This window comes from Nonomuraea basaltis (assembly GCF_005893125.1).
Taxonomy (GTDB): Bacteria; Actinomycetota; Actinomycetes; order Streptosporangiales; family Streptosporangiaceae; genus Nonomuraea; species Nonomuraea basaltis.
The window spans coordinates 15900-29091 of the sequence record NZ_VCJS01000162.1; the positions used below are offsets into that span (position 1 = coordinate 15900).

Below are 13192 nucleotides of genomic sequence, written 5' to 3' on the forward strand. Positions count from 1 at the left end.
AGTGGACAGCAGGACGAAACGCCGCTTATCCCCCGCCGAGCTCGACGCGCTCGCCCGGCGGGCGCTGGGCACGGGCGTGACGGCCTCCACCGAGCTGACCGACGGCTACGCCAACGCCGTCTGGCGGCTGGCGCTCGAGGACGGGCGCGAGGTGGTGCTGAAGCTGTCGCCGCCGCCGGACCTCGACCAGCTCAGCTACGAGCGCAACCTGCTGCGCATGGAGGCCGCCGCCATCGAGCTGGCGCTCGGGGCGGGCGTCCCGGTGGCGCCGCTGGTGCACGCCGGCTTCGACGATCCGGTGCTGGGCGGCGACTACCTGATGCTGGCCGCGCTGGACGGGGTGTCGTGGAACGACGTCAAGCCCGACGGCCCCCACCCGATCGACGGGGACGCGCTGCGCCGGGAGCTGGGCCGCCATCTGGCCCGGTTCAACACGGTGACCGGCGAGGTGTTCGGCTACCCGCACGCCGGGATCGTGGGCACGACCTGGCGGGAGGCGTTCCTGGCCATGGTGGCGGCGCTGCTCGGCGACACCGAGCGCTACCCGACGCCGCTGCCACGGCCGGTCGAGGAGATCATGGCCGTGTTCGAGGACGCCGCGCCCGTGCTCGACGAGGTGATGACGCCGCGGCTGGTCCACTTCGACGTGTGGGTGGGCAACGTCTTCCTTGACCTGGCGGGGCCGCCGCGGATCCAGGCCATCATCGACCACGAGCGGGCGTTCTGGGGCGACCCGCTCGCCGAGCTGATCACCCCGACGATCTTCGGCGAGCTACGCGAGGACGACCCGCTGCTGGCGGGCTACCGCGAGGTGACGCCGCTGAAGCTGACTCCGTCGGCGCTCACGCGGCTCGACCTCTACCGGGCCTATCTCTCCCTGATCCTGCTGGTGGAGAACGGACCCCGGCAATACCCGGAGGACGAGTACGCCGGGCTCCGCGATCGGGCCACCGGCTCACTGGTCGAGGTGCTGGACCGCCTCGTACGCTCCTCCCTTGGCGCCCGCGGATAGCCGCGCGCACTGACCGGCGCCGGCGCCTGTGAGCGTGTTCGGCACGCCGAGGTCCGCCGGCGCGGGGGCGTTCCCTGCGCAGGCGAGCGCGCCCTTGACGGTGGTACCGGAAAGGATCGGCGCCGTGTTGCCGGTCAGCAGCGCGGCGCCGAGCAGGCCGGCGCCCACGACGACGAGTTCCCGCGCGCCGCTGACGGTGAGCGCGCCGTGGACACGGGCGTTGAGCAGGTGTACGGCGGCCGGTTTCGTCGCGGCCAGCGTGCCGGTGATCCGGCCGCCGGTGACCACCAGCGAGGCGCCGGCCCGCACCGTGACCGGGCCCGTCACCTCGGCGGCGTCGAGGCAGGTGACGCCCTCGGCGACGGTGAGCGCGCCGCGGTGGACGCCCGTGACGGTGCGGGTGCAGGCGGGCGGCGGCGCGATCGTGGTGACGGTGAAGCTCCCGGCGCGGCCGTGGTTGCCGGCGGCGTCGATCGAGCGGTATTCGATGGTGTGGCGGCCGCGCGGCAGCTTGCCGTACACGAGCGAGTCGATGACCGTGCCCTGCTCCGAGAACGTCCACGGCAGCTCGGAGGAGGTCGGCCAGCCGAAGTAGTTGAACCAGCCGTCGCCGTCCACCCTGGACTCGGAGACCACGTACCCGTCGTGGTCGTCGGTCCCGGTGAGCCGCATCGAGAACGGGCCGTTGTAGACGTAGGCGTCGCCGGACCTGGCCAGCGGCTCGGACAGCTCGTACGCCGTGCTCGGCCGCGCCGCGTCGATCGACCAGGTGAGCTTCTGTCCGCCGAGGGCCGCGGTGAGCGTGTGCGGGCCCGGCCCGAGGTCCAGCTCGCCCAGGTCGAGGTCGGCGGCGTCGCCCTTCACCTGCTTCCCGTCCAGCGTCCACGTGACCTCGGGGACGGCTGCGGCCGGGTGGGTGGTCTCGGCGTACACGACGTCGGCGCGGCCGAGCGGGCGATCGGTCGGCGTGGAGGAGACGAAGGCGGGCTCGACGCCGTCCGGCGGGGTGGTCAGCGCGGTGTCGACCGTCCAGGTGCGTGATCTGGTCATGGACGTCCTGATCGCCGGGTCCCGGATGAAGTCGGTCGGGTCCGAGACGGTGGCGGTGACCGTGTGCGTCCCCGGTGCGAGGTCAAGCGTGCGCAGGTCGAGCGCGTCGCGGTCGCCGGGCAGGTCCCGGCCGTCCACGGTCCAGGCGGTCGTCAGCGAGTGGCTCACGGGGCGCATCGGCTCCACCCACAGCACCCGGTCCGCGCCGACGGGGGCGTCCGCGGGCGCGGAGTCCTGGATCAGCATGGTCTTGGCGGTGATGCGCTGCACCATGATCTCGCGGCTGACCTGGTCGAAGTAGTAACCGAGGCTCTTCATCATCGAGTGCGCGCTCGGCCGCCACACGCCGGTCGTGTAGTACAGGCCGCCCTCGTAGCGGCCGATCGGGCCGCCGGACTCGCTCGGCTCGCCCAGCCAGCGCCACCACTTCCGCTGCTGGTCGCGTAGCTGCTGCTCGGTCAGCAGGGTGTGGTGCGGGCTCGACGGCTCCGGCCCGGTGTAGGCGCCGCCGGGGACGCCGCGCTGGTAGTAGTCGTACTCGTCCTGCAGGCCGCCCAGGGAGTGGCCCAGCTCGTGCGGGCTGATCAGGGCGGACATGCTGTTGCTGCCCGACGCGGTGGCGTACGTGCCGCCGGCGCCGCCGTACGTGCCGCTGTTGCCGAGCGCGAGGATCTGCCTGTTGCCGGAGGTGGTGCCGGCCACCAGGTTCGCGTAGCGGGTGGCGGCGGCGTTGTCCATGGTGATCAGGCGCTGGACGCTGTTCGGGTTGCACCGGCCCCAGAAGCCCATGCCGAGCGGCGTCGTCTTCCTCGGCGAGTCCAGGCCGGGGTCGCAACTGATGCCGGACTCGCCGGAGACGATGTCGATCCGGTAGACGTTGATGTAGTTCCGGTACGACTTGAACGGCTCGATCGACCACATCACCTTGAGGTGCCGGTCGGCGTCGGCCTGGAACCTGGCCTGCTCGGCCTCGGTGTAGCCGTCGCCCATGAGGATCAGGTTGAACCGCTTGCCCGGAGGGCCGGTGACCTGCACCGGCACCACGGTGGCCGCGCCCGGGCCGGCCGACGCGTGGGCGGGGGACGCGGACAAGGGAGCTGAGGGGACGTACAGCACGGCGGCGGCCAGCACCAGGGCCGCGAATCTTCGCATGCCCGCACTATCTCGCAGCCGGCGATCACTGCCCAGCATCCCAGGATCGAGCCGCCGGCGCCCTGCGATCCCACCTGCTCCGAGCGGGCGCCGGCTCGGGCCCCGGACGGGTCAGGCCCCGGGCAGGTCGGCCAGCAGGATGGGTTGCGTGGTGGGTTTGCGGGAGCCGCCCGCCGGCTCCACCGTGAGCGCCACCCGGTCGTCCTCCCGCAGCGGAGCGACCAGGACCGGGGTGGTGACGCCGCCTTCGGCGCGGACGAGGAGCCCGGCTGGGCGGGGGCCGTCGGGGCCCATCAGCCACAGCTCGTACGCGCGAGAGTCCGGCAGCTCCGGCAGGCCGGACGAGGTGAACATCATGCGGCCCGCAGACCGTGAGATCACGACCGTGCCGGTGCCGCCCGAGGTGACCGGCTGCCGTACCGTCCTGGCGTCGGGCGCGGCCAGCACGGCGACCATCTCCTGGTTCCTGGCGGTCAGGTCGCCCAGGTCGCGGCGGGCGTCGAAGGCGACGGCGCCGAGCGCGACCGCGGCCGCCGCGGACACCGCCGCCAGCCCCGCCAGCACCTTCGACCGCCTGCGCCTGAGCGGCACCACCTCCCCGCCGCCCTCGGGCCGTACGGGCATCTCCGGCGCCGTCCTGAACACCGGCTCCTGCCCGGGTGCCATCCCGAACGCCGCCTCCTGCCCCTGCCCGGGCGGCATCCTGAGCGTCGGCGAGTCCTCCGGCGGCGGTGCCACCCCCTGGCCGGCGGCGGGCGGCGCGGCTCCGGGGGCGCGCGTCTGCGGCGGACGCCAGATCGTCGGGCTGTCGTCGGACACCCGCTCCGGCTGCCCGCGCTCTTCCTGGACGTCGCCGCGCCGCGACTCGTGCGCGGCGGCGAGCAGGCGGTCGCGGAGCACGGCGGGCGGCGGCTCGGCCACCGTCTCCGCCAGCCTGGCGGCCGTCTCCCGCAAACGCCGTATCTCGGCCCCGCACCCCTGGCACGCGCGCAGGTGCTCCTCGAACAGCACCCACTCGGCGTACGGCAGTGCGTGCACGGCGTAGGCACCAGAGAGGGTGTGGAGTTCGTCGTTCATTTCCACTCCCACAGTGAGAGGCGGCTCACGCAATGTACTTCGGTGGCTCGGGCACGCCGGATGGCCGTTGGCCTTGCTCATTTCACAGAATGTGAGACAATCTCATCAGGTGATGAATTATGACATGTGTGATCGCGGGCGGCGGACCTGCGGGCGCGGTGCTCGCCCTGCTGCTGGCCAGATCGGGCGTCGAGGTGACGCTCCTGGAGAAGCACGCCGACTTCCTGCGCGACTTCAGAGGCGACACGATCCATCCGTCCACCCTGCAGGTGCTCGACGAGCTCGGGCTGGCCGGGGAGCTGCTGAAGCTCCCGCACCGGAAGCTGTACGAGCCCCGCATGGTGACCGACAGGGGCGAGATCGCGCTGGCCAGCCTGCGCGGGCTGCCCGGCCCCTACAACTACGTGGCGTTCGTCCCGCAGTGGGAATTCCTCAAGATCATCACGTCGGCCGGGGAGCGCTATCCGGGGTTCCGGCTGCTGATGCGGGCGGAGGCGTACGACCTGATCGTCGAGCGCGGAGCCGTGCGCGGGCTGCGCTACCGCGACGAGTCCGGCGAGCACGAGATCAGGGCGGACCTGACCGTCGCGGCCGACGGGCGTCACTCGGTGCTCCGTGAGCGGGCGGGGCTCGTGCCCGAGGAGTTCGGCGCGCCGATGGACGTGCTGTGGTTCCGGCTGCCCTGGCAGGACGGCGATCCCGAGGACTCGTTCCTGCGGGTCTCGACCGGCCACATGATGGTCGCGATCAACCGGGTGAGCTACTGGCAGCTCGCGTACCTGATCTCCAAGGGCGGGTTCGGCCGGCTGGCCGGCGCGGGCATCGACGCGTTCCGCGAGCCCGTGGCGGCGCTGATGCCGTTCCTGGCGAACCGGATCGGGCAGATCAAGAGCTACGACGACGTCAGCGTGCTGACGGTCGCGATCAACCGGCTGCGCCGCTGGCACCGGCCCGGGTTCCTGTGCATCGGGGACGCGGCGCACGCCATGTCGCCGGTGTTCGGGGTGGGGATCAACCTGGCCGTGCAGGACGCGGTGGCCGCCGCCAACCTGCTGGCCGGGCCGCTCAGGTCCGGCGCGCCGATCCCCGAGTCGACCCTGCACCTGCTGCAGAAGCGGCGGATGCTGCCGACCAGGGTCACGCAGGCGGCCCAGCGGCTGGCTCAGAGCGTGCTCATCAGCAGAGCGCTGAAGGGGCGGTTCGACCCGGCCATGGTGCCGCGGAACCTGTCGAAGGTCCCGCTGCTCAGCCAGGTGGGCCCGCGTTTCCTGGGCTTCGGAATCCGTCCCGAGCACGTGGCCACCAAGGAAGTCTGACCGGGCTCGGCCGGGGCGGATGTCAAAACGTGGACATTGGGGTCGGTAGCGGCAGGCTCAGTGGAATACCCTCGTATCTCGTGAGCAGCAATCTTCTGGATCTCGATTCCTGGCGAGCCCTCCCGGCGGCGCAGCAGCCCGACTGGCCCGACCGCGGCGAGCTCGACAAGGTCGTCGCCGAGCTCGGCGGCCTGCCCCCCTTGGTCTTCGCCGGCGAGTGCGACCAGCTCAAGGAGCAGCTGGCCGCCGTCGCCCGCGGCGAGGCGTTCGTCCTGCAGGGCGGCGACTGCGCCGAGACCTTCTCCGGCGCCACCGCCGACGACGTCCGCAACAAGCTCAAGACGCTGCTGCAGATGGCGATCGTGCTGACGTACGCGGGCAAGGTGCCGGTCGTCAAGATCGGCCGGGTCGCCGGCCAGTTCGCCAAGCCGCGATCCAAGCCCACCGAGACCCGCGACGGCATCGAGCTGCCCGCCTACCGGGGGGACATGGTCAACGGTTTCGACTTCACCCCCGAGTCGCGCAAGCCGGATCCGTGGCGGCTGCTCAAGGCGTACCACTCCTCGGCCGTGACGCTCAACCTCGCGCGGGCGTTCACCAAGGGTGGCTACGCCGACCTGCGCCAGGTGCACGCCTGGAACCAGGACTTCGTGGCCGAGTCGCCGGCCGGGCGCCGCTACGAGCAGCTGGCCAGGGAGATCGACCAGGCGCTGGCGTTCATGCGGGCCTGCGGGGCCGATCCCGAAGAGTTCCACACGGTCGAGTTCTACTCCTCGCACGAGGCGCTGATCCTCGACTACGACCGGGCGCTCACCCGCATCGACTCGCGTACGGGGCTCCCGTACGACGTGTCGGCGCACATGGTCTGGATCGGCGAGCGCACCCGCCAGCTCGACGGGGCGCACGTCGACTTCTTCGCCCGCATCCGCAACCCGATCGGCGTCAAGCTCGGTCCCACGACGACGCCGGAGGAGGCGCTGGCGCTGGTCGAGCGGCTCAACCCGGCCAACGAGGCGGGGCGGCTCACGTTCATCACCCGGATGGGCGCCTCCAAGATCCGCGAGCACCTGCCGGCGCTGGTCAAGGAGGTCACCGCCTCCGGGGCGCAGGTGGCCTGGATCTGCGACCCGATGCACGGCAACACGTTCGAGGCGCCCAGCGGGCACAAGACGCGGCGGCTGGACGACGTGCTCGACGAGGTGGCCGGGTTCTTCGAGGTGCACCAGGCGCTCGGCACGCATCCGGGCGGGATCCACATCGAGTTCACCGGCGACGACGTGACCGAGTGCGTCGGCGGCGGGCACGGGATCGTCGAGGGCGACCTCGCGACCCGGTACGAGACGGCATGCGACCCGCGGCTCAACCGCAGCCAGTCGCTCGACCTGGCCTTCCGCGTGGCCGAGCTCTACCGCGGCTGACCACCCGGCCGCCGGGGCTCCCGATCGCCCCGGCTCCCGTGACCCCGTCGGGCCGGACCGCACCTCCGGCCCGGCGCCCGCACGGAACGCTCCATCCCCGGCGCGCGCCGGGGATGGAGTCTCGTCTGTGTGCCGGTGGCGGCGTCTCGCCGCTGACCTGCCCGCCGCCGGTACGCCAACGGCCGTGGGACCGCAGGCGCCGCCGGGCGATGGGGCGGTCGTGAATTGGCGGGCGTGCGTGATCTGCGTCTCATTGCCTGGGCGGACTAAACCGATTTCCGGTGAATTGTGAGACTCCACGACTAGGATCACCCAGAAAGAGAGCAAAATTCTGGGAGATGAACGTGGACAGTGCCCCGGAGGGGGTGGACCCTAACGTCCCCAACGTCGCGCGCATGTACGACTACTTTCTCGACGGCAAGGACAATTTCGCGGCCGACCGGGCAGCGGCGGAGCAGATACTCAAGACGTTCCCCAACACCAAGCAAGGAGCCCGGGCGAACCGGGCGTTCCTGCGCCGGGCGGTGCGGCACCTGGTGGACGAGGGCGTCCGGCAGATCATGGACCTGGGCGCCGGGCTGCCGACCCAGGGGAACACCCACGAGATCGCCCCGGAGGCACGCGTCGTCTACGTGGACTACGACGCCGTGGTGTGCGTGCACGGCAGGGCGCTGCTGGCCAGGAAGGACAACGTCGACTTCATCCAGGCCGACGTCCGCGAGCCGGACGCGCTGCTGGAGAAGCTGGGCGGCCTGGTGGACTTCAGCAAGCCCGTCGCGTTCCTGATGCTGGCGGTCCTGCACTTCATCCCGGACGACATCGCGTACGACGTGGTGACGAAGCTGCGGAAGGTGAGCGTCCCCGGCAGCCGGCTGGTGATCAGTCACGCCGTGGACAGCACGCCGGACACGACCCCGCAGGCGCTGGAGATCTACAAGAAGGCCACGGCCTCGCTCAGCCTCAGGACCCGCGAGGAGATCCTGCGTTTCTTCGACGGTTACGAGCTGGCCGAGCCGGGGCTGACGTACCCGAACGGGTGGCGCCCCGAGGACCCGGACGCGCCGGGAAACGGCGTCGACTTCGGATACGTGGGCGTCGGCCGCAAGCTCTGACGTAAAAAGAGGCCCCGCCGGCCGGCCAGGCGGGGCTTTCACATGCTGCCGGTCAGTTCTTCTCGGCGTTCTTCAGCTCCTCGCTGAGCTCCGTCCTGATGGCGTCCATGTCGAGCGCCCGCACCTGCCGGATCAGGTCCTCGAGCGCCGGGCCCGGGATGGCGCCGGCCTGGGCGAAGACCACAATGCCGTCGCGGATCGCCATGAGCGTCGGGATCGAGGTGATGTCGAAGCCCTGCGCGAGCCCCTGCTCGGCGTCGGTGTCGATCTTGCCGAACGTGATGTCGTCGTGCTTGTCGGACGCCTGCTCGAAGATCGGCCCGAACTTCTTGCACGGCGGGCACCACTCGGCCCAGAAGTCGAGCAGGACGATCCCCTTGTCGGCGATGTCGTTGAAGTTCTTCTCGGTTACCTCGATGGTCGCCACAAGTGGCTCCTTGCTCGTCGTCGTCGATGTTCATGGAGTAGAACCGCTACCCGCACACAAGCATTCCAGCTCCACGCGAGCGCAAACTCCGCTACAAGAGGGGACGCGGCCCCACGAGCGACGGCCCCGCCCTCCGTTCAATTCGCATGATGAGAGCTCGGAGAGGGGGCGGAGCCGTCATGGTGAGAGCTCGGGGAGGGGGCGGAGCCGCCAGGGCCATGTTCTTGGACCGTGCCCCCGAATTTCCTGCTCAATTCCTGCATGAAGGACTTGGACTTGGCCGACAGCGCCCATCGATCGCCCACAAGGTAGAGGCCACCGTACATCCCGGCGTAGTCAAGCCACTCACGCTGACCTTCGGCCGTATCGAAGTCGAGGAACACATAGGGGACCCCGTCGCTGGTGCATTCCCCTTTCCGGTAATCCAGAGCCTTGAGGGTGATCTTGGCGGTGCAACCGGTGGCGGCCGCCAACTGCTCAACGGTGTAGGTCCGCGGAGCCTTTCCGCTGGGGCCGGCGGTGCTCACCGCCGACCCCGGCCCACTGTCCGCATCGGCCTGCACGCTGCATCCGGTCAGCGCGAGCGCCGCGGCGATGACCAGCAGCGACAGGACGATGTCTCCGCGATCACGCCTTCTGACGACGCCGGTCACACGCGCCACAGCCCCTGGCGCGGCGCCCTGAGCGCCTCGCGGGCGGAAGAAGCCAGCCACGATCTTGTCCCTTCCCGAGCTGATTCGGTCTTCCTCTGAGCGATGCGCATGAGGCCGGCGCGGCCAGGTCACTTGGCCGCGCCGGGCCTCCTCTTCTGTCCGGAACCCTGCTTGATTCAGGGTCAGCGGCAGCGCCTGCCGCTGTTGATGCAGTCGACGACCTGCTTCATCTGCTGTTCATTCATCAGGCTGATGAAGTCGCTGTGGTCGGTGATCGGCTTGTGCAGTTCCTCAGGGAAGCCGTCGACGGCGAAGTTGGGGCCCTGCGGCACGTTGTAGACGAGCCGGTGTTCCAGCGCCGGGATGGGCTGGAAGCCCTGCGGGCAGGCACCGTCGGCCTGGGGGAAGGTGACGTGGGTCCGATGGTTGGCGCTGTCGATGTTCGCGCCGTCCCAGCAACTCTGGAAGTCGAAGACCCGTACGAGCCTGCTGCCTCGCGGGCAGAGCGGGTATTTGTCCGTCAACTGGCGATTCTCGAACCCGGTGCAGGTCCACCCGGCGTTGGGTTCGGCCCCGCCGACCCTGGCGTTACCGGTGATGATGCGGAGGAATTGCGGAGCCGGCACTACCTTGCTGGTCGGGTTGCCCTTGAAGGTGATCTGTACCGAAACCGGAGTGAGGATCTTGCCGACGTTCAGGTCGAGCCCGCCACCTCGCCGGTTGGCGTCGAACTCCTGCTGACCCAGCGCCCTCACCACAGGCCAGTAGTGCGTGGACTTGTCACCGTTGCGGCAGGTGGTACTGGCCGCCAGCAGGCTCTCATTGGTGGACTGGTTGTTCGTGGACACGTTCCCCACGTAGTCGTGCGTGTGCTGTGCACCGTTGGACACGCCGGGCGCCACGATGACGTTGTCGGAGTTGAAGATCCGCCTCTCGTTGCGCCCGCAGTCCACGCTGAAGGTTCCCCTGGAGCCATTCTGCTGCGTGCGGGGTGTACTCACGTTCGGCCGCACCGACCGGATGTCGACGAAGTCCGCCGGGACGGGCCCCCTGGCCTGGTCCCCGTCGTTCCCGTCGTTGCCGTCGTTGCCGTCGTTGCCGTTGTTGCCGTCGTTGCCGTTGTTGTCCCCGTTCCCCGGGGCGCCATTCCGGAGCTCACAGGTCCCCAGGGTCTGCAGGCCGGCCGGCGGCTGGGCGCCGGCACGCTGGAAGGCGATCTGGATCCGCTGGAGGGTTGCTACCCGCTTGTCCCGGAGCGGGCCAAGGATCGCGTTCTGCACGAAGTTGGCGCCACCTTCCCCCGCCGAGGTCGCCAGCCGCTGATTCGCCTCAGCGATCTGGTTCTCCAACAGCTGCAGGTTCCGCTGGACCTCCGCCTGAGCACGAGCGGGGACTTGCCCCAGCCTGTCCGCTACAGCGGGGCAGGAGATTTGGCCGGCGGCACCACCGTTGTTCTGCTCACCGTTGCCCTGGTCGCCGTTGTTCTGGTCGCCGTTGCCCTGGTCGCCGTTGTTCTGGTCGCCGTTGCCCTGGTCGCCGTTGTTCTGGTCGCCGTTGCCCTGGTCGCCGTTGTTCTGGTCGCCGTTGCCCTGGTCGCCGTTGTTGTTTCCTGTCCCGTCATCCTGCACAGCGCAGGTGGCAAGGCCCTGCAGGCCGGCCGGCGGCTGGGCGCCGGCACGCTCGAAGGCGATCTGGATCCGCTGGAGGACTGCTACCCGCTTGTCCCGGAGCGGGCCAAGGATCGCGTTCTGCACGAAGTTGGCGCCGCCCTCCCCCGCCGAGGTCGCGAGCCGCTGATTCGCCTCAGCGATCTGGTTCTCCAACTGCTGCAGGTTCCGCTGGACCTCCGCCTGAGCACGAGCGGGGACTTGGCCCACCCGATCCGCCACAGAAGGGCAGGAGATCGCCGGCGCGAAGCCCGTGCCGGATGCCCCGCTTGCCGCCGCCGCCCCGGCTCCGGCCGTGAGCCCACCGCTCATGACAGCCAGGGCCGCGAGTAAGGCCGCCGTCCTTCCACGGAAGGGTGAGCCCTTTTGGTGTCTCATCGCAATCCCTCTCTCGTCTGCAGATGCGCCCCGCCGCCCGACCTGCAGGTCGGCGGGACCGTCCGCCTTCGAGAGCAGATACGCGCCCGAATGCTTGAAAGGTCAAATGAACTCTTGTGTCAAGAACCTCGTAAGAATTGACCACGAATCGTGATCAAGCGATAACTTTTCGTTGCTCGACCAGGGCCTGGGCTGTCCCCCCGTACGGGACCCCAAACGAGAGGGCCCCGGACTTTGCCGGGGCCCTCTGCCTCACTTCTTGACGGGCATCGCCTACATCGCATACGCCGTCGACCGACAGGTCCGGCCGCACGCCGGCGGCCCGTAGTTAGGACTTGCCTCCCGGCAGAGTCAGACCGATGATCACCGGATCATGGTCGGAGGAGCGATAGGCGTCCGGCTTGTAGAGGCCGGGCGGGTTGTACTCGGTGTTGTAGTCGAGGATGCGCGGCTCGTCGGCGTTGATGTGCCAGATGGTCGCGCTGGTCACCCGCTTGAGCAGCTGCTTGCCGACGAGGGCGTGGTCGAGCTCGCCCGCGAGCCCGTCGAACAGGTAGCTGTAGCGCAGCGGCGCGGGCACGAACCGCTTGGTCACGCTGGTCAGGCCGCCCGCCTCGAGGGTGTCGATCGGGTCCTCTTCGCCGTAGGCGTTGAGGTCGCCGAGCACGATCGGGTCCGGCAGGTCCTCGACGATGCCCAGCAGCGCCTGGGCCTGCCGCACGCGGGTGGCGTTCCAGCAGCTCTGGCCGTCGCCCTGATCGGCGTCAGGGCCACTGGACGGGCAGGTGCCCTTGGACTTGAGGTGGTTGACCACCATCGTGAACGGCTGGCCACCGCTCTTCCTGCGGAAGGTCTGGATCAGCGGCGGACGGCTGAACACCGCGTCCTGCGACGCCTGGGTCTCGCCGACCGGGGTGAGCTTGCCGGGCTTGTAGATCAGGCCGACCTGGATGGCGTCGGTCCCTGGGTACGGGTGCGCGAGCGCCGCGTACGTGCCCGCGCCGACCTCGGCGTTGACCGCGTCCACCAGCGCCTGCAGCGCGGTCTGGCCGTTGTTCTCGACCTCCATGAGGGCGACCGCGTCGGCGTTGAGCCCCTTGAGCGCGGCCACCAGCTTGGCGAGCTGGCGCTGCTGCTCCGCGGCGTTCGTGGCGCCGCGCGAGCCGAGCGTGGTGAACCAGTTCAGGGTGTTGAACGAGGCCACCTTGACGTTTCCGAGCACAGGGAACGGCTTCGGCAGGCGGAAATTGAGGTTCTTGTAGGCGATGGGCTTGGTGGGCTGCAGCCGGTACCGGCCGAACCCGTACCCGAGCACGCCGGTGATCCCGGCGGCCACGTCGCCGGCCCGCACGATGGGCGGCAGGGTGGCAGGGTTCTCCCTGTTCGAGCCGTCGTCGACGAGCAGCGAGCGGCGCGTGTTCAGCGCCGGGTCCACGCCGGACCGGTCCGTCGGCTGGAACAGCCGCCCCTGGGAGGCGAGCGTGACCTCGCCGAAGCGGCCCAGGTTGTAGTGGTCGCTGACGGTCAGCACCTGCGGGAACGTGAGGAGTATGTTCTCGACGGGCTCCAACCCGTCGGAGGGCAGCGTGTACGACCGCGCCGCCACGCTCCCCGTGCCGCACACGTCCACGGCGGTGACCGGCGACAGCTCGGTCCACCCGTTGAACTCGGTCGCCCGCCCGGTGACCAGCACCCGGTCGCCGACCTTGACGTCCTTGAACGTGTCCCGCGCGAACGCGAACAGTCCCTCGGAGGTCTGCGGGTCGGCGTCGGGCTGGGTGTCCTGCAGGAAGAAGCCGCTGAGCTGGTCGGTCCGCTGGAAGTCGGCGGTCACGACGCCCTCGACCCGCACGGTCTGGCCGGGCAGCGGGGTGGCGGCGCCCGCGCCCTGCACCTGGGCGACGCGGTGGGTGGCGGGGGTGTCGCAGGG

10 protein-coding genes are annotated in these 13192 nt (G+C 70.1%); 4 read left to right on the forward strand and 6 right to left on the reverse strand.

Translation table 11 applies throughout. The features are described from left to right. The first annotated feature begins 1 nt into the window (after position 1). Positions 2 to 1012 carry a phosphotransferase family protein gene (locus tag EJK15_RS48120; RefSeq protein ID WP_138717169.1) on the forward strand — a complete coding sequence of 337 codons (1011 nt, stop codon included), beginning with the start codon at positions 2 to 4 and terminating at the stop codon, positions 1010 to 1012. Here EJK15_RS48120 and EJK15_RS48125 read toward each other — a convergent pair. Further along, entirely contained in the window at positions 956 to 3214 is a 2259-nt protein-coding gene (locus tag EJK15_RS48125; protein WP_138717170.1) for a M64 family metallopeptidase, read from the reverse strand. The two genes, EJK15_RS48120 and EJK15_RS48125, sit on opposite strands and share 57 nt — an antisense overlap. A gap of 111 nt (positions 3215 to 3325) precedes the next feature. Beyond that, a complete protein-coding gene (locus tag EJK15_RS48130) occupies positions 3326 to 4291 on the reverse strand; it encodes an anti-sigma factor (RefSeq protein ID WP_138717171.1) in 966 nt (321 codons plus the stop codon). A 119-nt stretch (positions 4292 to 4410) separates the two neighbouring features. On the opposite strand from EJK15_RS48130, the gene EJK15_RS48135 reads away from it, so the two are divergent. From EJK15_RS48135 to EJK15_RS48145, 3 genes are all read left to right on the forward strand, one after another. After that, the gene (locus EJK15_RS48135) at positions 4411 to 5607 is read left to right on the forward strand and encodes an FAD-dependent oxidoreductase (RefSeq protein ID WP_171074953.1); all 1197 of its coding nucleotides are present in this window, start codon (positions 4411 to 4413) and stop codon (positions 5605 to 5607) included. Positions 5608 to 5687: 80 nt separating this feature from the next. Next, positions 5688 to 7025, forward strand: coding sequence for a class II 3-deoxy-7-phosphoheptulonate synthase (locus EJK15_RS48140; protein ID WP_138717172.1), 1338 nt, complete (start codon positions 5688 to 5690; stop codon positions 7023 to 7025). Between the two features lie 338 nt (positions 7026 to 7363). Beyond that, positions 7364 to 8137: an SAM-dependent methyltransferase gene (locus tag EJK15_RS48145; RefSeq protein ID WP_138717173.1), complete on the forward strand. Its 774-nt coding sequence runs from the start codon at positions 7364 to 7366 to the stop codon at positions 8135 to 8137. 52 nt (positions 8138 to 8189) lie between these two features. On the opposite strand, the gene EJK15_RS48150 is transcribed toward EJK15_RS48145, so the two are convergent. From EJK15_RS48150 to EJK15_RS48170, 4 genes are all read right to left on the reverse strand, one after another. After that, positions 8190 to 8564, reverse strand: coding sequence for a thioredoxin family protein (locus EJK15_RS48150; RefSeq protein WP_138717174.1), 375 nt, complete (start codon positions 8562 to 8564; stop codon positions 8190 to 8192). Positions 8565 to 8701: 137 nt separating this feature from the next. Next, positions 8702 to 9217: a hypothetical protein gene (locus tag EJK15_RS48155; RefSeq protein ID WP_138717175.1), complete on the reverse strand. Its 516-nt coding sequence runs from the start codon at positions 9215 to 9217 to the stop codon at positions 8702 to 8704. A 182-nt stretch (positions 9218 to 9399) separates the two neighbouring features. Continuing rightward, on the reverse strand, positions 9400 to 11196 hold the full coding sequence (locus EJK15_RS48160) for a DUF1996 domain-containing protein (RefSeq protein ID WP_171074954.1): 1797 nt from the start codon (positions 11194 to 11196) through the stop codon (positions 9400 to 9402). Between the two features lie 394 nt (positions 11197 to 11590). Next, positions 11591 to 13192: ExeM/NucH family extracellular endonuclease (locus EJK15_RS48170; RefSeq protein ID WP_138717176.1), on the reverse strand; the 1602-nt coding region annotated here is incomplete at its 5' end.

Coding starts and splice junctions, on each gene's coding strand:
- EJK15_RS48160 (WP_171074954.1), bottom strand. CDS start 11,196: ATGAGCGGTGGGCTCACGGCCGGAGCCGGGGCGGCGGCGGCAAGCGGG.
- EJK15_RS48130 (WP_138717171.1), bottom strand. CDS start 4,291: ATGAACGACGAACTCCACACCCTCTCTGGTGCCTACGCCGTGCACGCA.
- EJK15_RS48125 (WP_138717170.1), bottom strand. CDS start 3,214: ATGCGAAGATTCGCGGCCCTGGTGCTGGCCGCCGCCGTGCTGTACGTC.
- EJK15_RS48135 (WP_171074953.1), top strand. CDS start 4,411: ATGACATGTGTGATCGCGGGCGGCGGACCTGCGGGCGCGGTGCTCGCC.
- EJK15_RS48145 (WP_138717173.1), top strand. CDS start 7,364: ATGAACGTGGACAGTGCCCCGGAGGGGGTGGACCCTAACGTCCCCAAC.